We start from the raw sequence: 20,657 nt of genomic DNA on the forward strand, positions 1-20,657 counted from the left end.
GATGCCGAGCATCCCTTCGAGGATCTTTTTCTGCAACACCGAGACGTTCAGGGACCCGATCAGGTCGGCGGGGTCGGCGACCGGCCGGGAGACCTCGTACCAGGTCCCCTGCAGGTAGAAGTGCATGACATGCACCGGCCCGTTCCCGGTCGCGAGCGGCGGGATCTGGTAGCCCGTATCGTCGACCTTCCCGTAGGGCCGGACGTCCCAGCCTGCCGCGAAGAGCGCGTCGATGAATCCCGGGAGGGTGTAGCCGCCGAGGTCCGCAACAAGCCGGCTGTAGCCGTGGATGCGGACCCGGTCGTGGGCGAAGAGGACCACCATGAACTTCCCGGTCTCTTCGGTGAACCTTCCTGCTTTCCGTCGCCGTTCCGCCACGTTCACCGCCGATTTGGCCCGGTGGTGTCCGTCCGCGATGTAGACCTCCGGCACCGTCGCAAAGAGGTCTTCAAGGTGCGAAAGGGCCGCCCCGTCGGTGACCCGGTAGACCTCGTGAAGCGCGCCAGATCCGGTTACGGTGCTCCCGACGGGCCCCGTTCCGTCGATGAGAGAGTGGACGTAGGGGAAGATCTCGCCGGGGTCGCGGTAGAGCAGGAAGACAAGGCCGGTGTTGGCCCCGACCGCGTCGATGTGCCGGGTTCGGTCCTCCTCCTTGTCGTATCGGGTGAGTTCGTGCCGTCGGATCCGTCGGTTCTCATAGTCCTCCGTCGCCACACAGCAGACCAGCCCGACGAACTCCTCGTCGCCCTGGACGGCCCGGTAGACGTACATCCCGGGGTCCGGGTCGCGCTGCATAAGACCGTCTGCAAGCATGCCGTCGAAGACCTCCCGCGCCCGCCGGTAGACCCGGTCGTCGTGCGGGGGGAGGTCGGGGAGTTCGGCGTCTGGCCGGCTGACCCGCAGGAAACTCAGAGGGTTTTTCTCAATACATTCCCGGGCTTCATCCGCCGTCACCACATCGTACGGCACAGAAGGTATCTTTTCAGAGTACCGACGTTCAGGGCGAACCGCTGCGAACCGATAGATTTGAACCATGGAAACCGCCACTCGTATGTGGCTATTATTTTGTCTCCTGACATTATATTAGATAAGGCACTCCGCAAAGGAAAGGCCGGTAACTATGATGCCGCTTCAATTCACCATTCACCGGGCACAACCCGTCGATGTCCCGCAGATAGTTGCCGTCGAGAAAGCGGCGTTCGTCGACCCGTGGGATGAGAGGACGCTCCGTGAATCGCTCGCCTACTACCCCGAGACATTTTTTGTGGCCAAAAACAACGGCAACCTGGCGGGATTCGTTGCCGGGGGCGTTGAAGACACCGGAGAAGAGGTTTATGGGCATATTATGAACCTCGCGGTCGCTCCGGGATACCGGCGCCGGGGAGTCGGGTGGCAGCTCATCCGTCGCCTGGAACAGGAGTATGCCGTTTTAGGCGCGAGCGGTGTCCAGCTCGAGGTCCGGATCACCAATACCGGCGCTCAGGAGTTCTACCACCGCCTCGGCTACCAGGAGGTCTTCCAGATAGATTCCTACTACGCGAACGAGGAAGACGCCCTCGTCATGATGAAGTGGTTCCGGTTTTAGAAAGGGGATGTTATCCCCTGCCGAGGTCCTGGTGGGCCCTGGCAAGGTGCTGGGCCGCGAGGGCGCCGAGGAGGGAGAGTTCTCCGGCGAGCACCCCGGCGGCAACGATCTCGGCAAGCGCTTTCGCGTGGGTCCCCGGCGGGTCGCCGCCTCCGGCGACGCCGAGCATCGCGAGGCACTCGTGCTGGGTATCAATCCCGGTGCCGCCGCCGACCGTTCCCACCGGGAGCGAGGGGAGGGTGACCGAGACGTAGACGCCGCCGTCTACCCGGTCGGCGGTGGTGATCGCGGTGCTCCCCTCGACGACGTGGGCGGGGTCCTGTCCGCAGGCGATGAACATGGCGGCGACGACGTTCGCTGCGTGGGCGTTGAACCCGAACGAGGCCGCCCGCGCCGAGCCCACAAGGTTTTTGCGGTAGTTTGCCGCGACAAGGGTCTCAGAATCGGTCTTCAGGAGGTCGGCGACCATCTCGTCGGTCAGTCGCACGCCCGCGACCACGGTCTTTCCCCTGCCCCGGACCAGGTTGATCGCCGCCGGCTTCTTGTCGGTGCACATGTTCCCGGAAGTGGAGACGAGGCGGGCCCCGGTCTCCCGTTCGATGAGCTCGCCCACCTTCTGGCTTGCGATCGTCACCATGTTCATGCCCATGGCGTCCTTGGTGTCGAACTCGAGCCGGACGAAGACGCTCGTCCCCGCAACGTAGGAGACGGCTTCGAGAAACTCCCCGTGCTTCGTGGTGCTCTCCGCCGTCTCGCGGATTTCGGCGGTGTGTTCGTCCACCCAGGCGACCACTTCACGGGCGTGGACGACGTCGCGTGCGGCAAAAACCGGCGCCCGGGTCATCCCGTCGCGCATGATCCGCACGTCCGCACCCCCCGCCCGGGTGATCAGGGAGCACCCGCGGTTCACCGATGCCACGAGCGCTCCTTCGGTCGTCGCCAGGGGGAGGTAGTAGGACCCGCGGGCGTACTCCCCCTTCACTGGAAGCGGTCCCGCGACGCCGATCGGCACCTGCACCGCGCCGATCATGTTCTCGATATTGCGTTTCACCACCCGGTCGATCCCGATGGTAAACGACCCCACCGCGGGAAGGGCGGTGCCGGTCTCTTCCTCAATGAAGGTCCGCCGCACCCGGACCGCTTCCTCCGGGGGGAGTTCCTTTTCGAGCGCGTAGAGTTTGAGGGAGCCTTCTTTCAGCCTCCTCGTGTAATCATCCATGAATAGTATGAGGACTCATACCTAAAGATGGCTGGTGGTCGGCGTGCGAAAGGAACAGTGGTGCCTTGCGGTGGAGAAGAGGGAGGCTGAAGAGACACGGCACCGGCTGCTTGGCGAGGGGCTCCTTGACCGGCGCTGTAAGCCGCGCCCCGAGGGGGGCGCCGTCCTCTTTCCGGTCGTAAGAGAGGTCCCGGGCGCTCTCCGGTGCGAGTTTGAGGCTGTGCCGGAACAGGTCGTTCTCCCCCGCCACGAGCTCGTGGGCGGGATAGCCATCATGCAGGAGAACGACCCCGGGGGCGCCCGGCGGCTGCTCGCCGCCCGGCCGTCCCTCGCGACGGTGCTCTTCCCGGAGACCCCGGTCGAGGGGGAGTACCGCATCCGCCGGTTCGCCGTCCTTGCAGGGGTCCCGTCCACCCGCACCCGGGTGACCGAGTACGGTCTCCGCTTCGACGTGGACCTCGCCCACGCCTACTTCTCGGCCCGGCTCTCGACCGAACGGCAGCGGGTCCTTCGCGCGATGGAGGAGGGGGAGCGGGTGCTCGATATGTTCGCCGGCGTCGGGCCGTTTGCGATCACCCTGGCCCGCCGGGCCGCTTTCGTCGTCGCCGCGGACCTCAACCCCGCCGCTGTCCACCTGATGATCCATAACATCGCGCTCAACCGGGCGGAAAACGTCATCCCGATGCTCGCGGACGCCGGACACCTTCTCCGGCTCGATTTTTCCCCCTTCGACCGGATCGTCATGAACCTCCCCCTGGCCGCACCGCAGTTCCTCCTGACAGCCGCCCGGCTCTGCCGGGACGGCGGGACCATCCACCTTTACGCCCTGGAGGAGCGGGAAGGGGAGTACCTCCCCCTGATCCGTGCGGTCACCCGGGGAGAGGTCGTCGAACGCGTGGTCAGGACCTACTCGCCGGGGAAGTGGCACGCGGTGTACGATATTACTGTTGAGAAAGAAGGTTCGGGCGAGTCTTCGGTGTAGGTGGATTGGGCCGCGGCATGACTCACGCGAAGCCGCGAAGGGGACAGGTACCGGTCTTCGCGGCTCGCAACCTTTCGGTTCCATCCAGTTTTTTGATAAACCACCGCACCCTGCGGACAGTCGCACTTCGTGTGAGTTTTCAATGCAAGGGGCGCTAGAGCCTCATGCGAAGCGCGACTAGCCGGAAGGGTGGGTGCGGGCGTCAAAAAAAAGAGTATCGAGCGTGATCCCTTTTAGTCCGAAGCCCGAAAAAGCCCCGGAGACAAAAATTTGAATATTATTCCACCGGCACGAACTTCGTGCCGTAGTGGATGGTGCCGCTCTCGCCGTCCGCCGTCACCCGGCGGAAGACGCTTTTGACCCGCATCCCGATCTTCGCCTCCTCCGGGAGGCAGGCCACCTGGGTGGTGAGCCTCGGCCCCTCGTCGAGTTTCACAATCGCGAGGACGTAGGGCGTGGTGTGGTCGAACTGGTCGCTTGCCGACCGGATCACCGTATAGGTGACGACCGTCCCCTCGCCGGTGAACTGGTGGTCGACGATATTGCCGCTCCGCCGGCAGTCGGGGCAGAGCGACCGGGGCGGGAAGAAGTACCGCCCGCAGGTCGTGCACTGCGTCCCGACCAGGTTATACCGCTGCGGGATCTTTCTCCAGAACCGTGATACCGACATTTTTACACCCCCAGGATGTGCACGACGACGGTTGCACCCGTGCCGCCGACGTTGTGGGTCATCCCGATCTCCGCATCCACCTGCCGGGCCCCGGCATCGCCGCGGAGCTGGGTGACGACCTCGCAGATCTGCTTGATCCCCGTCGCGCCGACCGGGTGGCCGCAGGCCTTCAGCCCGCCGCTCGTGTTCACCGGGATCTGCCCGCCGAGCGCCGTCACTCCGTCTGCGGTGAGTTTCCCGGCCTCGCCCTTCTTGCAGAAGCCGAGGTCTTCGATCGCGCAGATCTCGGCGATCGTGAAGCAGTCGTGGACCTCGACGAGGTCGATATCCTTCTGGCTGAGGCCTGACAGGGCGAACGCCCGTTTGCCTGCGGCGACCGAGGCGTCCAGGGTGGATATGTCCCGCCGGTCATGGAGCGCGATGGTGTCGCTCGCCTGGGCGCTTGCGAGCACCCGCACCGGCGAGTCGGTGAACTCACGGGCGCGTTCGAGCGGGACCACAACGACCGCCGCCGCACCGTCGGTGATCGGCGAGCAGTCGAAGAGCCGCAGGGGGTCGGCCACGAGCGAGGAGTTGAGGACCGTGTCGACCGTGATCCGGTTCCGGAACTGGGCGATCGGGTTCTTTGCCCCGTTCTCGTGGTTCTTGACCGCGACCTCGGCCAGCTGCTCGCGGGTGAGCGGGTAGCGGTGCATGTAATCGTTTGCGATCATCGCGTAGAGGCCGGGGAAGGTCGCCCCGGCGAACCCTTCCCACTCGCGGTCCGCGGCGCTCGCGAGCATATCCACGCTCGCCCCGGTCCCGACATCGGTCATCTTCTCGACGCCCGCGGCGACCACGACGTCTTCCATGCCGCTCGCGACCGCGATCACGGCCTGCCGGAAGGCAAGTCCGCCGGAGGCGCAGGCCGCCTCCACCCTCGTCGAGGGGGTGTTGTTGCTTGCCAGCCCGGCGTAGTCCGCGATCAGGGCCCCGATGTGCTCCTGCTCGACGAACCGCCCGGCGCTCATGTTCCCCACGTACAGGGCGTCGATCTTCTCGCCGGAGAGCCCGGCATCCTCGAGCGCCAGCGCTCCGGCCTTCACAAAGAGGTCCCGGAACGACGTGCTCCAGTGCTCCCCGAACTCCGTGCACCCTATACCGATTACTGCTACGTCTCTCATCTCTGCATCACGATCTTTCCCTTGTGTTTGGCATACAGTGCATAGTCGAGGTAGGTCGGGTTGGCGAGCAGTTTCTCAACGCTCGGTGCCGCCGCCCTGTTGAATTCTCCGGACTCAATGGCATCGGTGACCGTGATATCGAACGCGTCGCTCCCGGCCCCGGACCCGAAGGAGGTGACGAAGATCCGCTCGCCGGGTTTTGCCACATCCAGCGTCGCCGCAAGCCCGATCATCGATGCGCCGGAGTAGGTGTTGCCGAGCCTCGGCACGACGAGACCGGGCCGGATCTGGGCGTCGGTAAACCCGAGCATCTTTGCCACGCGCTGCGGGAACTTCGCGTTGGGCTGGTGGAAGACCGCGTAGTCGTAGTCCTTCGGGGTCGTCCCCGCCTGCTCGAGCATCAGCCGGGCGGCGCCCTGGACGTGCTTGAAGTAGCCGGGATCGCCGGTGAACCGACCGCCGTGGCGGGGATAGTTCTGGCCTTCACGCCGCCAGAAGTCGGGCGTGTCGGTGGTGAACGAGCAGGTCCGGTGGATCTCGGCGATGGGGTCGGCGTCGCCGATGACGAACGCCGCCCCGCCGGCTGCCGCCGTATACTCGAGCGCGTCCCCCGGAGCACCCTGGGCCACGTCGGCACCGATGGCAATCCCGAACGGGATCATCTTGCTCTTGACCATGCCCATGCAGGTCTGGATGCCTGCCGTTCCTGCCTTGCACGCGAACTCGTAGTCGGCGGCGGTCATGTTCGGGGTCGCCCCGATCGCCTCGCCGACCGTACAGGCCGTGGGCTTGACCGCGTAGGGGTGGGACTCGCTGCCCACGTAGATGGCGCCGATCGCGTCGGGATCGACGGCTCTCCGCCGGAGAGCGGCACGGGCCGCCTCGACGGCGATCGTTGCGGTATCTTCATCGAGATCCGGGACGGACTTCTCAAAGACCCCGAGGCCTCTGGTGATGTCGTCTGCGTTGGCACCCCATACCCGGGCGATCTCCGGGACTTTAATCCGGTATCGCGGGATATAGACGCCGTATGAATAGATGCCTACCATAGTTTTCCTCGTAGTGAAGTGATGATCGTCTCGACATCCATCTGCGTGCAGAGGACGGTGATCCGGTCGCGCTCCGCAAGCCCCGGTATCAGCGGGTGGACCTGTTCCGGGGTTATCCCCTGCAGCACCACGCAGCGGGGCTTGAAGGGGGTGACCCGGATCGCCACCATGGGGGACTTGCCGGTCGAGACCTCGGTGAAGATGAGAGCACGTTCCGTGCTCCAGCCGTAGATGCGGTTGAACTCGCTCGACGAGAGCTGGAGGATCGCATTGAGGCTGTTGATCACTGTATACCCATAGACCGTCTGGTCCATCGGGCCGCAGAGTGTTGCGGCGTCGATGGCCCCGGCAAAGTCGGAGAGGCTCACGGGAGAGGCATACTCGTGGATGTCGTAGATGACGTCTTCGTCGAATTCGCTGTACAGGATTTTTGCGAATTTGTTGATGAACCGGCCGCCGTTGTCCTCATCGATTGCGAGGATCGTATCGACGATCTTGCCGACGATGGCGGTTCCCGGACTTTTTCGTCGTCCGCTTTCGTAATCGCTGATAACTGAAGGCGAGACCTCAAGGCGTTCGGCGAGCACCCCCGGAGGGATGTTGAAGCTCTGCCGCCACTTCTTGAGGGCCTGACCCGGTGAGTCCGAGAGCGTGATCTCTCCTGCCATTTTCTCGGCAAGTTGATGCCGCACTCCGGATTTCATGCAGGTACTGTTGACACTCCGACTTAAATAATTAGCGTATGCCATTTCGACATTTCACGAAGTGGGCCGACCCGGATCGTTGCGCAACCCGTATATAGTATGCATCTCAATTATGGTATAATGGTTGAAGCGGAAGACCTGCAGTCCTTGAAGACGATTGCCCTGCTCGGCGGATGCCGGGGCCCGATCTGGCTCTCATCGCAGTCTCTCGGGAATGAACTGGGGATCAGCCCCCAGACCGCCTCCCGGCGATTGATCGCGCTTGAGCGGCAGCAGTTCATCATCCGGTCGATGAAACCCGACGGCCAGTATGTCGCCGTCACCCGGGAGGGCGGACAGGCGCTGAAGCGGGAGTACACGGATTACGTCAGGATATTCAACCCGGAGCAGAGGCAGTACGTCCTCGCCGGGACCGTGATAAGCGGCCTCGGCGAAGGGCGCTACTACATGAGCATCCCTCACTACAAGGAGCTGTTCGGTGAATGCCTGGGATTTGAACCCTTCCCCGGCACCCTGAACATCAGGCTCGATGCGGCGAGCATCGAGGTCCGCAAGCACCTCGACCACGCCGGATGGATCGACGTTCCGGGATTTACCGCCGATGAGCGGACGTTCGGCGGCGCCAGGGTTCTTCCCTGCCGCATCGACGGCCGGAGATGCGCGATCGTCGAGCCCTCTCGCACGCACTACCCGGAGGACATCATCGAGGTCATCGCCGGATGCGAACTCCGGAACGTCCTGAACCTGAATGATAACGATACAATCGAGGTGGAGATTACCCATGATTGATGCAGCCATAGAGGCCCTCGCAAGGGGCGAATTCGTCCTGCTATACGACTTTGACAACCGGGAGCGCGAGACCGATTTTGCCATCCGGTCCGACGCCGTCACGCCCGCCCACATCCGGCAGATGCGCAAAGACGGCGGCGGCCTGATCTGCACGGCGGTGCATCCCGAGGCGGCAAAGCGGCTCGGTCTGCCGTTCGCCCACGACGTCCTGCGAGCCTGCAGCCTCGTCGAGAAGGACGGCGAGGTCCCTTACGACCCGAAGAACCACTCCTCGTTCTCCCTCTGGGTGAACCACCGCGAGACCTATACGGGGATCACGGACCGGGACCGGGCCCTGACGGTCACCGCCATCGCGGACGAGGTGAGAAAGTCGCTCAACGGCGGGGGTCACGACTTTGCCGCGCACTTCCGAACGCCGGGGCATATGGCGCTCCTCCGGGCCGCCGACCGGCTGCTCGACGAGCGGCGGGGGCAGACCGAACTCTCGATCGCCCTTGCCGCCATGGCTAATATCACGCCGGCGGTCACCATCTGCGAGATGCTGGACGACGAGACGGGGTTTGCCCTCAAGAAGGAAGATGCGGTGGAGTATGCGCGGAAGCACGGGCTCGTCTTCGTCGAGGGACAGGAGGTCCTGGACCGCTGGGAATCTCAAAAGCCGAACGTCTGACCTCCTCCTCTTCCCGCCCCTCCGGGTTCTCCCTCCCGAAATGTTCCGGGAGGGCCTTTTTTACACATTGCCGGGAGAGTGCCGGAATGTGCGTGGGATTCATCGCGATGCCGTAAGGAAGCGTTGCCCGTGCGTTTCCAAAAACAATATATATAATTGTACGGCATCATAAACGGATGAAAAGAGATGCCGTGGCATACTTGAATACAAGAAAGAAGGGGGATTTTGCAGCACAAAAGAGTGAAGTCGAGAACTATTGCAAATATCGATTCCAGATTGTCAATATCTTCCATGACCACCGGGCGAATGCAACGCCTCCCGAGAAGCGGAAGGGCTTTGCCGAGATGCTGGAGTACTGCGCCGCGAAGAACTGTCCCGAGATCGTCATCTATAGTCTTGCAGATCTTGCCCGGGATATGGACGTCGGGCTTGCGACCCTCAACGCCTTAAACGACCGATACACGGTTTACTGCGTGCATAACGATTTCCTGGGGTCCCGCGACGACCCGGAGCAGAGAAGAGAGGCCGTCGCAAACTTCGTCGCGTACATGGGCCAGTACCGGGAGAACACCCACAAGACTGCGCTCCTCCCCTCGAAGAAGACGGAGAAGGGGGGAGACGGGCGGCCCATCGGGAGGCCGAAGGCGCTCAACGAGGGCCAGGTCGAGGCCCTCATCACGATACGACAGGCCGGGACGAGCATCAGCCAGATCTGCAGGATGTTTGACGTCAGCAGGAGCACGGTCAGCAAGATCCTGGCGGACTACCCCGAACTGAAGGGGGAGTGGAAGGGGGCCCGGCAGGAGTCCCCGGAGGAGTGACGTAGTCGAAGGGCACCCGGTCGGCAAAGAGGACACTGAACCATCTCTCCGGCCGGAGACGGCTGATGACGAGACACGCCTGAACAACGAGAGAATAATTGGGCATGGCGGCGACATTGATACGTTCCATTCCCTTCTTGCAATAATTCCCGAGAGGGCGACAGGATTCTTCGTCTCCTACAACAGTCGCGGAGGAGTTACAGCGAGAGACGATCTCCTGATGAAGTTTGTCGATCGGTTCTATCCCGCCTCCGCATCCACCGCGCCCGCAAAAGATTCCGGAACGCCCGCCGGAAAATATACCGGGACCTACCAGCCGACACGTCACAACTACCAGACGTTCGAGTTCTATCTCACGCCGCCCGGGCAGATACGTATCGAACAGGGAGAGAAGGCGCTGTTGTTTACACCGAGCGGAAGCCCTCCGTCCGAATACGGCGAGGTCGCTCCCGGTGTCTTTGCGCAATCGAGCGGTCAACTGACATCTTACGGGAACCTGGTCTTTCGTGAGGACGAGCAGGGCACCATAGACTTCCTCTGTTTCGAAAACCTGCCTATCTTCGCGTTCGAGCGGGTAGCATGGTTTGCAACCGATCCGTTCACCGACGGCGTGAAGAATACCGGCCTCGCGATTCTCCTGACGGTTTTCGTATGGCCGATCATGGCCGTATCCCGGCGGGTCTACGGTGCTACCAGATGAACGCGATACGCCACTCTCCGTGTATGTCCGCCTGGTGGCCGGAGCGGCCTTCCTGCTCTTCGTCGTCTTCGTGCTCGTTCTCCTCCCGGCGGTGATGGGCGATATGACACTCCTCAAGTCGTACATGTTCGGCCGGACGGTTCCTCTTGCCCTGAGCGCAGTCATGACCGTCCCGGTCATTGCCGTGCTTTTATCGGCCGTGGCCGCCACCTCTGCCGTCCCGGTCTGGAGGCGGCGCTCCTGGTCCGTATGGCACCGGGTGCATTACAGCATCGTCGTTATCGGACTGATCATGCTGGCGTGGTGGGTCAACTTCTGGAACCTCTTCGTCTTCAGGCTGTGAGAGGACAAGATCCATCATTTCTGGATGGCGGGACCTCCTCCCGGTCCCTCGTCAGGCATTTCCCGTAAGCCCGGACGGGTCCCTGCGGTAGTACAGCAGAGGGGACGATATTGCACCGGTATCGCGCCGTGAAGGTTGCCGCCGGAAGCGAATAATGCGGCGGTTCCGCAAAAAAGGGTTTTCGGAGGTAGAGCCTCTACAGCTGAACCTGCGAGAGGGCGTCGTAGACGATCTTCCGGTAAACGTCCGGCCGCGTCCCGTACTCTTCCTGGGCCTTGTTGGAGTCCTCGGTGGTCCCGAAGGCGTCAAGCCGGTCCAGGGTCTCGCGGGCAGTGTCGAGAACCCAGATGTCGCGGGTCTCGTGGTCCACGACCGAGATCGACTCCGCACGGACCGAGACGAGACAGGTCCCGTCCGGGGTCGTGTAGAGGTTCGGCTTGCCGACGACGGCGACGAATGCCGGTGGCTCGATCCGGGCGAGCTGCTGCATCGCCTCGGGCTGGTAGGACCCGGCCATGATGAAGAACGTCCCCGTCGGGTCGACTACCCTTCCGCGGTAGAAGACGTTCTGGTCGCCCTGTCGCTGCTTCTCCGTGAGGGTCCCGACGATGAAGATGCGGTTGCTCCGGATGCCGCTCGGGAGGAGGACATAGGTCGGGCTCTTCTCGTCCTCGCTCTCCTTGAACTGGTACCGGGTCTCGCGGAGTTCGTTTGCAAAGACCCGCCGGGCCGGCTCACGCTCGAATGCGCTCTGGGGTTTCATGCCGCCTCACCCCCGGCACGGTTTAGCAGTGAAGCCAGTTCCTCGGATTTGAACGTGACCGGGGAGCAGGAGTCGACGAGCAGCCTGCCACCGAACTCGTTCCCGCTGCAGGTGTAGTAGCGACCGAGGACTGCGTTCCGGATCCGGTAGAAGATCTCGTCCATACCGAGCGGGTTCGTCTCCGCGATCCCGACGGCCTCATCGAGGGTGATCCCTGCGAGTTTCTCGACGATCTCGCGCTGCATCAGGATGTTCTTGGCGCGGATGCCGTCGTCTAAGACCGCTTTCAGCCGGAGGTCGTAGCGAAATTCTGGCTGGATCTCATGCACCGGGCAGTAGTTCTGCCGGGAGAGGGTCCGGTTGCAGCCCTCGACGGGGCAGCGCTTGATCAGGCCCGAGCCCGGAGCGATATGGACGAGCGCACCCTGGATCTCGGTCTCGTTCCGCCCGACTTCGATGTCTCCCTCGTCGGATATGTACATCGCGGTGTTCAGGGCGAGGGAGAGCCTGCCGTTGTACTCGTCAACAGTGGCGTAGAAGATGTTGTAGACCGTATTGAGGTCCAACTGATCTTTGCCCTCTTCCTTCCAGATGACGAACTTGATGGTGCCGGTCTCGTCGCCGAGGAGCCCCGTCTGGAGCATCCTGTCGTGGGAGACCTCCCAGTTCTGGATGACCTTGGCCCGCACGCTCCCTACACCCGGCTTCAGTTCGGCGACCGGGGTGATCGAGGGGAGGAGCGGTGCATCCTTCTCCATCCGGGAGATGGTGGTGCCCGAGTGGATCTTCAGGTTCGGTGCGCCTTTGTACTCGTCGACGACCGCGGACTCGATCCGGTACCAGTGGCCGTACTCCATCACGGGGGCGTTCGCCCGGGCCCAGGCGACGAAGCGCATGGCGCCGCTCGAGTCGGCGATGATCCCGTTCTGCGCGATCGAGGGTGAGAGTGATGGGGTCAGCGAAACAATCTTCCCCTCGATCGTCACCCACTCACCGGGGGTTATCTCGCTTATCGGGCGGAGCTCGGTGGAAGTGCTCCCGACACCGGTGAGGTTGTACTCGCGGGCGAGATCACCCGTCACCGTCCGCTCGGCCTCGGCGGTGTTGACGCCGAACTCCTCGACAAGACGGCGGAGGCGTGATTCGATCTTCTGCCGATCGGGCTGTGCGCCTTTTGCTTCAAGTTTCCGGGAGATTCTCTCTGTTACCTCTGATAGGTTCATACTTACATCTCCAGTCTATACTGTGACTCCCCCGGGTATTAAGCCTCGGCGTGCGGTGTGAAAGTGAAACCGGGTCCCTCTCCGGAACCGCCGCCGGTGGGGCCGATGGGCAAAGAGCGCGCCGGCGGGAGTCTGTCTCCGCTGCCGCTTCATGCGTGCGGACGGGAGAGCCGGCAGGCGTCTCCTCGCCGGGGAGACGGGGCCGTTCTGCCCGGCAGAGGTATCCGCACCCGGCCGGGACGGCCGGATGCGCCGTTCCGGGGTTCGCGGCAGGATCGTGCGATCTCCGTGCCCGCTCCTTCAACGTATAAATAGGGGCAGGGACAACATCAGGTGTATGGTATTAAATGCGGACAGTACAATCGCGGACCTCCTTCGGGAGAAGCCCGACTCAGCACAGGTTCTCTTCCGGTTCGGGATGGGTTGCCTTGGCTGCGCCATTGCAAATAACGAGACGATCCGGGAAGCCGCCCAGGCGCACGGCGTCCCCCTCGATGAGATGCTCTCTGCCCTCGGCATCGCCGAGGCGTGAACTGCACCCTACAACCGCTTCCTGAGGCGCTTGAGCTCCGCGAGAGCTGCCTCGGGATTTCTTTTCACGTAGTCTGCTATCTCGGGGACGTGCAGGAGCGTACATCCCGTGCACGCCCAGACCCTGCCGCCGCTCGAACTCTCGATCCACTCCCCGAGGTCCTCGTCGGCACAGGGGTAGTGGGGGCAGTAGCAGTAATCGCACCGCTGGCCCGGGAAGTGGCAGGGGTAGTACGGGCAGCCCTCCTTCTGCCACTCCACCCAGTGCTCCCCGCCGTAGCGGCTGTAGATGAAGAACGACGGACCGTCCCGCCGGACCTTCCCCTGCTGCCGCGCGAGGGCCTCCGGGAGCCCGTGCAGGACGGCCGCATGGACCCGCCTGCCGACTTCGGTCAGCGTCCCGGCGTAGGTGTGCGCTTGAGCGGCGTCACGTTCGCAGGCGACGGCGACCGCGTCCGTCGTGGTGCCGGGAAACTCGTAGCCGAGGTTGTGGAGCGCCTGGGCCTTCGCCCCGGTCGCGGTGATGATCGTCTCGAGGAGTGCCGCGTCGCACAACCCCTCCCGGCTGTAGACGATGATGTTGATGGTGTGCGGAGAGGCAGGTGCCCCCGTCGGGTTCGTCACCCCGGCGGTGACGAAGACGGTGACGAAGTCGTACTGGAGTACACAGAGGTGCCGCATATCGACGGCGGTCAGAAGCCCGAAGCACTTGCGGGAGAGGCCGTATCGTGCGGTGAGAAGGTCGAGGTGGCGCCGCGGGTCGTCCTTGAAATCGTGCGGCACCGTCTGGTTCAAGACCGTCGTGACGTCGGAAAGACCGCCGTTGATGCCGGTGCTCGCCGCCCGGAACCGGCCGCGCAGGAAAAGAGCGTCGTCTCTGACAAAATGCCTCATACGACGGTGTAGTGAACCCGGTCTTTTAATTCTTGCTGTTTGCCCGCGTTCCAGCCGGCAACATCCTGGAGGTATCCGGTGACCCTGCTGATCTGCACGACGTCGTGGCTCCCGCACTCCGGGCAGACGGCATGGCCGCAGAGCGGGCAGTACTCGATCGTCTCGACGATGGAGTGGTGGCAGTCGCAGTGGTCAAGCGGGCACATGACCTCCAGCGTTGTCTCGCCGCAGTGGGGGCAGGGCGTCTCGTCCACGACGAAGTGGCAGGTGTGGCACTTGTACCGCCGCTCTTCTGTCGGGATTTCGTCGAGGCTCCGGTACTTTTCCGCCAATTTCTGCTGTTCGTGGCTCCAGTTCATGATAGCAGTATCGTCAGGCGAACATATAATTCTTCAGATGGTGCGGCGTGAGCCGCATCCGCCTCAGACCACTCATAGGGCTCGTCATCTCCCTGGCGGGATCGGAACGGAGAACTCATCACCGGCGGATGCGGGAGAGGCGTTCGGCCTCGGCTGCCGGATCTTCCGCCTCGTAGATGCTCCTGCCCACGATGATCCCGTCGACCAGGGGGGCCACCGTATCGAGGTCGCCGCCCTGGGCCCCCACGCCCGGTGAGTAGATCGCCTTCTCCCCGACGATCTCGCGGAGCCGGGCGATCCGGTCCGGGCGGGTGGCGGGGGCGATGATCCCGTCGGCCCGGCAGGCGACGGCGAGCGTCGCGATCCGCTCGGCCACACCCCCATGGAAGAACTCGGTCGCCCCGGGATGGCTCATCTCCGCGACGATGTAGGCGGCCCCACCCTGGTTGTGCGCCACCTCGACGCAGGTCCGGGCGGCATCGGCCCCCACGAAACCGTGGGCGATGACGGCGTCAAAGCCGGCTGAAAAGACCGCTTCACAGATGAGGCGATTGGTGTTCGGGATATCCGCGACCTTGAAGTCGGCGATGAGCGGGAGACCGAGGTCCGCAAGGTCGCGAACGATCGAGAGGCCGGCCGCGAGGACGAGGGGGTAGCCGATCTTGACCGCGTCGATGAAGGGCGCACAGGACCCGGCAATCCTCGCCGCCTGCTTCCGGTCGAGGACGTCGAGAGAGAGGATGAGCTCGGTCATCCTTCCAGCCTCTCCAGGGTCGCGGCCACCAGGAGCGGCAGGTTGATCGTCGCGTCGCCGTAGACCGTCACGGCGGTCGCCTCCCGGGTAAGTTTGCCCCACGACCGGGCTTCGTCGAGCGTCGCGCCCGAGAGGCCGCCGAGGTCCGGCCGGTCGCCGGTGAGCTGCACCGCGTAGTCAAACCCACTCTCGGTCATCAGTTTGCTCTGCAGGATGTAGTTCTTCGGGACGCCGCCACCGACGAAGAGGGCTCCGGCCCGTTTAGCCTCAAAGCACCTGTCAAGGAGCCCGGGCATATCGTCGAACGCGCTGACCGTCACCTTGTGCGTCTGCGAAAAGAGCCAGTACTGCAGCCCGATCATCGAGTCCTGGATCGCCGGGCAGTAGACCGGCACCCCGGCCTTCGCCGCCTCGGCCAGGATCCCGGTCGTGAGCCTGCTGCCGATCCGGTTGAGGAGGCCGGAGATCGAGACCGTCGAGCCTTCCGGGATGGAGGAGTAGACGTCCTGCATGAACTCTTCGAACCTGATGAACGCTTCGTTCGGGAGGAAGATGTCGTAGATCCGGTTGACTCCCTCCTCGCAGAGTTCGGTATCTGAAACCTGGCAGGTCCCATGGTAGTGGTGGCAGCCGATCGCCTCGATGGTGTCGTGGGTGAGGTTCGCCCCCGTCGAGACGAGGACGTCGATGTGCCCCTGCCTGATGAGGTCGGCGACGATCCCGCCCATGCCGCCGGGCACCATGGCCCCCGAGAGGCCGAAGAACTTCAGGGCCTTCTCGTCGCGGAGCATCCGCTCGTAGATGTTGACCGCCTGCCAGAGGGAACCCCCGTTGTAGGCGCCGGCTTTCCCGAGTTCGTCGACGAGTTCGCCGACCGTCATACCGGGGCGCACCCGTGCCTGTTGTACCGCATCCCCATATTCGAAGGTCATGATAATGTACACCAGTCTCTTACGGGATCGTTGGCGGTCATGCACGATAATAGATCGTCTCCTGGAGAGGTCGCCGCGAAACGCTCCCCGGCGTGCCGCCCGAGGAGTATGATCGGGAGACCGGGACGGAAACGAGGCAACCGGTAAAAAGTGTTGGGTTCTTGCGGGAATCCGGGGATGGACTCCCGCTGTTAGACAGGGGATAACTGGTTATCCGACACGGGATGATCCCGCCTGTCCCGCCGTGTCGGGAAGTCCGGGTGTGTACCGGAGCGTTCTCTATGAGCGGACTTTCGGGGCCGGAAAACGAAAGGAGCATCCAGAGGGCTTTTTTCGTCTCCGTTCCGTGCATGTTCGACCGCGAATCCGTACGGCATCCTCTCGGCCCTGGTCGCCCGCGGGTGGCAGCCTTGCGGGCGGACATTGCCGGAATGCGTACTCACCGCTGATAGTCGGCACGGGATCACCAGGGATTAGTTAACGCACAAACATTATAAATCTTTTTTTGTAAAGTCTATTTATTTTACCTGGCCGGGCTCCCGGCCGCACTCCCCGCCCGACCGGAGCACGGCCTCTTCCCACGCAGGGACGCCGCGCACCAGCGGCCGTGCAAGGTGCCGGCGGGCGGTGGGGGGGACCTCATACCAGCCCGGGCTGATCCGGCGCTCGACCTGCTCGACTTCGGGCTCCCGGCTGCGCTCGCTGCAGACCCGGCACTTGTAGCCTTTCCCCGCCCCGGCACTCGTCATCCGCCTCCCGCAGACCGGGCAGAGCGGCGGGTGGATCCGGACGGTGTCCGCAAGGCGGCAGATGCCGATCTTCTCGAGATTGAGGCTTCCCCCCTTGTAACTCCCGGCCACGGCCACCCCGTCGCCCGGGACGAGGGCTCGCACCACGTCCCGGAAGCCCTTGGTCGGTTCGTAGGCCATGCACCGGACCTCGCCTTCTTCGTCCACAAGGGGGAACGAGACGTGGCCGCCGACCCCGGTGACGGCCGGGCCCGCGACCGTCCCCCGCACCAGGTACGAACGGCCTTCCCGGAGTTCTCCGACCGTCCCCGGGGCCAGGTGGGCGTCTGTCCCCTGGTTGGTGGCATACACCTGCTCGCAGGCAGGCTCCTCCGCGACGACGTACGTGCGGGCTTCCCTGACCCACGCCGGGCTCTCCCCCCGGATCCCGAAGAGGACCGGATCGGGCGTGTGGGGCACGCAGACCACCACGTCGTTTGCCCGGTCCACCGTATCCCAGGTACGGGGGTAGGTCGCCTCCTCGGCGCAAAAGAAACTTGCCCGGTCCACCTGCCGCGGGGCGCCCCACCGCTCCTGCTTCCGGTAGGCGAGCAGTTCGTAGGTCCGGTCGGGGAGATCGCTTGCAATCGCGGCCGTTGCGCCGATAAGCCCGCGCCGGTTCTTGTAGCCGCGATACCGGGCCCCGACCGACTCCAGCACCTCGATTGCCTCCTCGACGGTGCAGAACTCCCGGAGCGCCGCGCGGTAGAAGTCCGGCGGCGGCCGGAGGCGGGAGACCGCCACGCCCGGGTTGGTCGCGGGGGCGTCGAACTCCGCAAGTTCCTCGACGCATGTCGAGGCGAGCCGGAACCCCGTCTCCAGATTCCCCTCGGCCTCGATAGAGACCGCCGCGTTCCCCCGGGTCTTGTGGATGACGTTCGGATTCAGCCTGATCAGCCGGACATCGAGGATGCGCATACCCACTTGCGCGAGCCGCCGCACCAGGACCGCCCCGATATAGGTAGTGCACATCCCCGCGGGGGAATCCGTATCATCGATCCCGATCCACATGAACCTATATTTTATATGTTCTCCGGCTATATCGATTCTTACGGGTTATGACACAGGATCGCCTCCCCCAGATGGTCATCAGCATCATGCTCCTTGCAGGCTTCGACGTCTCGGAGCGATGCAACATCCGTCCGCGGAGCTTCGACCTTATCGCGAAGAAAAGCGACACCCTCGTCATCATCAAGGTTGCTCCCCACATCGACGGCGTGAGCGCCGATATCGCCCGCGACCTCAACCTGATCGCCCGGCACCTCCAGGCCACCCCGCTCATCGTCGGAGAGCGGGCGCGCGATACGGAACTGGAGCGGGGGGTCGTCTACATCCGCTACGGCCTCTTCGCCCTCAGCCCCGAGACGCTCTACGACTACTTCGCGGAAGGGCTCTCACCGATGGTCTACGCCTCACCGGGCGGCCTCTACGTGAAGATCAAGGGCGACCTCCTGCGGGAGGTCCGGGAGCGCTCCCGGATGTCGCTCGGCGACCTCGCGTCGCACCTCGGGGTCTCCCGCCGGACGATCAGCAAGTACGAGAGCGGTATGGGGACCACGCTTGATATCGCCATCCGGCTTGAGGAACTCTTCAGCGCCCAGCTCGTCGAGACGATCGAACTCGTCGATTACCGTTCCCCGGAGCCCGAGGGGCCTCCCGAATCCGCGACCGGCGATGTCCTCGTCGATCTCGAGCGCATGGGAATGGAGATCCACGCCATGCGGCAGGCCCCGTTCCAGGCTCTGGCGCTCTTTGAGAAGCATACGATCCTGACGGCATACGGCACCTCCCAGAAGGTCGTCAAGCGCGCCTCCCTCATCGGCAACATATCCCAGATCACGAAGACGTTTGCCATGTGCGTCGTCACGGATTACAAAAAGCAGAAAAAGATCGGCAAAACCCTCCTTATCGGCGAAAAGCATCTTCACACCCTCGAAGACGGCTCAGAACTCATAGATATGATAAACGAGTGAGTAGTTTTATATAGAACTACAAACCTACCTTTCTATCGCTTAACAACGGTGATACCTATGTCAAGTCTTGGAGGACAACCAATCCTTATTCTGAAAGAGGGTAGCCAGCGTACCCGCGGTCGTGACGCTCAGTCAGGCAACATTGCTGCCGCAAAGGCCGTCGCAAGTGCCGTAAGGACAACGCTCGGCCCCAAGGGCATGGACAAGATGCTTGTCGACACCATCGGCGACGTCGTCATCACGAACGACGGCGTAACAATCCTGAAAGAGATGGATATCGAGCACCCTGCCGCAAAGATGATGGTCGAGATCGCAAAGACCCAGGACGATGAGGTCGGCGACGGTACCACGACGGCTGTCGTGATCGCAGGCGAACTCCTGAAGCGTGCCGAGGACCTCCTCGACCAGGACGTGCACCCCACGGTCATCGCCCACGGCTACCGGACCGCTGCCGATAAGGCGCAGGATATCCTCGACGAGATCGCCATCGACGTCAGGCCCGACGACATGGTGCTGCTCCGGAAGATCGCCGACACCGCCATGACCGGCAAGGGCGCCGAGGCCGCAAAGGAGAAACTCACGGAGCTCGTCGTCAAGGCAATCACGATGGTCGCGGACGCCGACGGCGCCGTCGACACCGAGTTCGTGAAGGTCGAGAAGAAGGTCGGCGGGTCCATCGAGGACTCCGAGATCGTCGAAGGCATGCTCATCGACAAGGAGCGTGTGCACCCCGCGATGCCCCGTGTCGTGAACGACGCGAAGATCCTGCTCTTAAACGCCGCCGTCGAGTTCAAGAAGACCGAGGTCGACGCCGAGATCAGCATCACGAGCCCCGACCAGCTCCAGATGTTCCTCGATGAAGAGGAGCGGATGATCAAGGGCATCGTCGACAAGATCGTCGCCTCCGGCGCCAACGTCCTCTTCTGCCAGAAGGGTATCGACGACATCGCCCAGCACTACCTCGCCAAGGCCGGTATCTTTGCCGTCCGGCGTGTCAAGAAGAGCGACATGGAGAAACTCGCCCGCGCCACCGGTGCGGCTGTCGTCAGCTCCATCGACGCCATCGCCGCCGAGGAGCTCGGCAAGGCAGGCAACGTCGAGGAGAAGAAGATCTCCGGCGAGGAGATGATCTTCGTCACCGAGTGCGACAATCCCAAGGCGGTCTCGATCATCATTCGCGGCGGCACCGAGCACGTTGTCGACGAGCTCGACCGCGCGATGGAAGACGCTCTCCGGGTCGTCAGCGTTGCCGTCGAGGACAAGAAGTTCGTCGCCGGCGGCGGTGCGCCCGAGATCGAGCTCTCGCTCCGGCTCCGGGAATACGCCGCAACCGTCGGCGGACGCGCCCAGCTCGCCATCGAGGCGTTCGCAAACGCGCTCGAGATCATCCCCAGAACGCTTGCCGAGAACGCAGGTCTCGACCCGATCGACATGCTCGTCGCACTCCGTGCATCCCACGAGAAGGGCGGCAAGAATGCGAAGTACATGGGACTTGACGTCTTCAACGCCGTCTCCGGTGATATGCTCAAGGCCGGTGTCGTCGAGCCCCTGCGGGTGAAGACCCAGGCGGTCTCCAGCGCCGCCGAGGCTGCTATCATGATCCTCCGGATCGACGACGTCATCGCCGCATCCAAGTCCGCCGCTCCTGCAGGCGGTCCGGGCATAGACGAGATGGGCGGCATGGGTGGCATGGGCGGCATGGGCATGCCCCCGATGTAAGATCACCGTACCGTCCCACGATATCA

The 20,657-nt window shown here is 63.4% G+C and carries 23 protein-coding genes; 10 read left to right on the forward strand and 13 right to left on the reverse strand.

Annotation, left to right across the window (positions count from 1 at the left end):
* The coding region (locus BRA49_RS05405) for a DUF1015 domain-containing protein (protein WP_292384178.1) at positions 1 to 969 on the reverse strand (969 nt) is incomplete at its 3' end.
* 151 nt (positions 970 to 1,120) lie between these two features.
* Here BRA49_RS05405 and rimI point away from each other — a divergent pair.
* On the forward strand, positions 1,121 to 1,585 hold the full coding sequence (rimI, locus tag BRA49_RS05410) for a ribosomal protein S18-alanine N-acetyltransferase (RefSeq protein WP_342686091.1): 465 nt from the start codon (positions 1,121 to 1,123) through the stop codon (positions 1,583 to 1,585).
* A gap of 10 nt (positions 1,586 to 1,595) precedes the next feature.
* Here rimI and hmgA read toward each other — a convergent pair whose 3' ends face one another.
* Complete coding sequence (gene hmgA / locus BRA49_RS05415) at positions 1,596 to 2,804, reverse strand: hydroxymethylglutaryl-CoA reductase (NADPH) (protein WP_292384180.1); 1,209 nt, start codon at positions 2,802 to 2,804, stop codon at positions 1,596 to 1,598.
* A 43-nt stretch (positions 2,805 to 2,847) separates the two neighbouring features.
* Between hmgA and BRA49_RS05420 the strand changes: the two genes are divergently transcribed.
* Positions 2,848 to 3,786 (forward strand): class I SAM-dependent methyltransferase, encoded by a 939-nt coding sequence (locus BRA49_RS05420; RefSeq protein ID WP_292384182.1) that lies wholly within the window; start codon positions 2,848 to 2,850, stop codon positions 3,784 to 3,786.
* 277 nt (positions 3,787 to 4,063) lie between these two features.
* Here BRA49_RS05420 and BRA49_RS05425 read toward each other — a convergent pair whose 3' ends face one another.
* Genes BRA49_RS05425 through BRA49_RS05440 form a run of 4 tightly spaced genes read right to left on the reverse strand, consistent with a single transcriptional unit; the run spans position 4,064 to position 7,372 of the window.
* On the reverse strand, positions 4,064 to 4,456 hold the full coding sequence (locus tag BRA49_RS05425) for a Zn-ribbon domain-containing OB-fold protein (protein WP_292384183.1): 393 nt from the start codon (positions 4,454 to 4,456) through the stop codon (positions 4,064 to 4,066).
* Between the two features lie 2 nt (positions 4,457 to 4,458).
* Entirely contained in the window at positions 4,459 to 5,619 is a 1,161-nt protein-coding gene (locus tag BRA49_RS05430) for a thiolase domain-containing protein (protein ID WP_292384185.1), read from the reverse strand.
* On the reverse strand, positions 5,616 to 6,668 hold the full coding sequence (locus BRA49_RS05435; protein ID WP_292384188.1) for a hydroxymethylglutaryl-CoA synthase: 1,053 nt from the start codon (positions 6,666 to 6,668) through the stop codon (positions 5,616 to 5,618). The genes BRA49_RS05430 and BRA49_RS05435 overlap by 4 nt, the downstream gene beginning before the upstream one ends.
* A complete protein-coding gene (locus BRA49_RS05440) occupies positions 6,662 to 7,372 on the reverse strand; it encodes a helix-turn-helix domain-containing protein (protein ID WP_292384189.1) in 711 nt (236 codons plus the stop codon). Before BRA49_RS05440 ends, BRA49_RS05435 begins: the two co-directional genes overlap by 7 nt.
* Positions 7,373 to 7,492: 120 nt before the next feature.
* Between BRA49_RS05440 and BRA49_RS05445 the strand changes: the two genes are divergently transcribed.
* The 5 genes from BRA49_RS05445 to BRA49_RS05465 all read left to right on the forward strand — a co-directional run bounded on the left by BRA49_RS05445 (position 7,493) and on the right by BRA49_RS05465 (position 10,695).
* Positions 7,493 to 8,161 carry a DUF120 domain-containing protein gene (locus BRA49_RS05445; RefSeq protein ID WP_292384190.1) on the forward strand — a complete coding sequence of 223 codons (669 nt, stop codon included), beginning with the start codon at positions 7,493 to 7,495 and terminating at the stop codon, positions 8,159 to 8,161.
* The gene (gene ribB, locus BRA49_RS05450; protein WP_292384192.1) at positions 8,154 to 8,831 is read left to right on the forward strand and encodes a 3,4-dihydroxy-2-butanone-4-phosphate synthase; all 678 of its coding nucleotides are present in this window, start codon (positions 8,154 to 8,156) and stop codon (positions 8,829 to 8,831) included. The genes BRA49_RS05445 and ribB overlap by 8 nt, the downstream gene beginning before the upstream one ends.
* 191 nt (positions 8,832 to 9,022) lie before the next feature.
* Positions 9,023 to 9,652, forward strand: a complete 630-nt coding sequence (locus BRA49_RS05455; RefSeq protein ID WP_292384194.1) for a recombinase family protein — start codon at positions 9,023 to 9,025, stop codon at positions 9,650 to 9,652.
* Positions 9,653 to 9,872: 220 nt separating this feature from the next.
* A complete protein-coding gene (locus BRA49_RS05460; RefSeq protein ID WP_292384196.1) occupies positions 9,873 to 10,352 on the forward strand; it encodes a hypothetical protein in 480 nt (159 codons plus the stop codon).
* Positions 10,339 to 10,695, forward strand: a complete 357-nt coding sequence (locus BRA49_RS05465) for a hypothetical protein (RefSeq protein WP_292384198.1) — start codon at positions 10,339 to 10,341, stop codon at positions 10,693 to 10,695. The genes BRA49_RS05460 and BRA49_RS05465 overlap by 14 nt, the downstream gene beginning before the upstream one ends.
* Positions 10,696 to 10,891: 196 nt before the next feature.
* Here the strand turns inward: BRA49_RS05465 and BRA49_RS05470 are convergent, their stop codons facing one another.
* The gene (locus tag BRA49_RS05470; RefSeq protein WP_292384200.1) at positions 10,892 to 11,458 is read right to left on the reverse strand and encodes an RPA family protein; all 567 of its coding nucleotides are present in this window, start codon (positions 11,456 to 11,458) and stop codon (positions 10,892 to 10,894) included.
* Positions 11,455 to 12,681, reverse strand: a complete 1,227-nt coding sequence (locus tag BRA49_RS05475; RefSeq protein ID WP_292384203.1) for a nucleotide-binding protein — start codon at positions 12,679 to 12,681, stop codon at positions 11,455 to 11,457. The genes BRA49_RS05470 and BRA49_RS05475 overlap by 4 nt, the downstream gene beginning before the upstream one ends.
* Before the next feature lie 337 nt (positions 12,682 to 13,018).
* Here BRA49_RS05475 and BRA49_RS05480 point away from each other — a divergent pair, with 337 nt between their 5' ends.
* On the forward strand, positions 13,019 to 13,213 hold the full coding sequence (locus BRA49_RS05480) for a DUF1858 domain-containing protein (protein ID WP_292384206.1): 195 nt from the start codon (positions 13,019 to 13,021) through the stop codon (positions 13,211 to 13,213).
* An 8-nt stretch (positions 13,214 to 13,221) separates the two neighbouring features.
* Here BRA49_RS05480 and BRA49_RS05485 read toward each other — a convergent pair whose 3' ends face one another.
* The 5 genes from BRA49_RS05485 to BRA49_RS05505 form a co-directional block, all read right to left on the reverse strand.
* Positions 13,222 to 14,106 carry an adenosylcobinamide amidohydrolase gene (locus tag BRA49_RS05485; RefSeq protein WP_292384208.1) on the reverse strand — a complete coding sequence of 295 codons (885 nt, stop codon included), beginning with the start codon at positions 14,104 to 14,106 and terminating at the stop codon, positions 13,222 to 13,224.
* On the reverse strand, positions 14,103 to 14,465 hold the full coding sequence (nrdD, locus tag BRA49_RS05490; RefSeq protein ID WP_292384210.1) for an anaerobic ribonucleoside-triphosphate reductase: 363 nt from the start codon (positions 14,463 to 14,465) through the stop codon (positions 14,103 to 14,105). Before nrdD ends, BRA49_RS05485 begins: the two co-directional genes overlap by 4 nt.
* 118 nt (positions 14,466 to 14,583) lie before the next feature.
* The gene (gene pyrF, locus BRA49_RS05495) at positions 14,584 to 15,219 is read right to left on the reverse strand and encodes an orotidine-5'-phosphate decarboxylase (protein WP_292384213.1); all 636 of its coding nucleotides are present in this window, start codon (positions 15,217 to 15,219) and stop codon (positions 14,584 to 14,586) included.
* Positions 15,216 to 16,151 (reverse strand): deoxyhypusine synthase, encoded by a 936-nt coding sequence (locus tag BRA49_RS05500; RefSeq protein ID WP_292384214.1) that lies wholly within the window; start codon positions 16,149 to 16,151, stop codon positions 15,216 to 15,218. The genes pyrF and BRA49_RS05500 overlap by 4 nt, the downstream gene beginning before the upstream one ends.
* 518 nt (positions 16,152 to 16,669) lie before the next feature.
* A complete protein-coding gene (locus tag BRA49_RS05505) occupies positions 16,670 to 17,950 on the reverse strand; it encodes a tRNA(Ile)(2)-agmatinylcytidine synthase (RefSeq protein WP_292384215.1) in 1,281 nt (426 codons plus the stop codon).
* A 47-nt stretch (positions 17,951 to 17,997) separates the two neighbouring features.
* Between BRA49_RS05505 and BRA49_RS05510 the strand changes: the two genes are divergently transcribed.
* Positions 17,998 to 18,912 (forward strand): transcriptional regulator, encoded by a 915-nt coding sequence (locus tag BRA49_RS05510; protein ID WP_292384217.1) that lies wholly within the window; start codon positions 17,998 to 18,000, stop codon positions 18,910 to 18,912.
* Positions 18,913 to 18,969: 57 nt separating this feature from the next.
* On the forward strand, positions 18,970 to 20,631 hold the full coding sequence (gene thsA, locus BRA49_RS05515) for a thermosome subunit alpha (protein ID WP_292384219.1): 1,662 nt from the start codon (positions 18,970 to 18,972) through the stop codon (positions 20,629 to 20,631).
* Positions 20,632 to 20,657: the final 26 nt, after the last annotated feature.

The organism is Methanoculleus sp. UBA430, from assembly GCF_002506585.1.
GTDB lineage: Archaea > Halobacteriota > Methanomicrobia > Methanomicrobiales > Methanoculleaceae > Methanoculleus.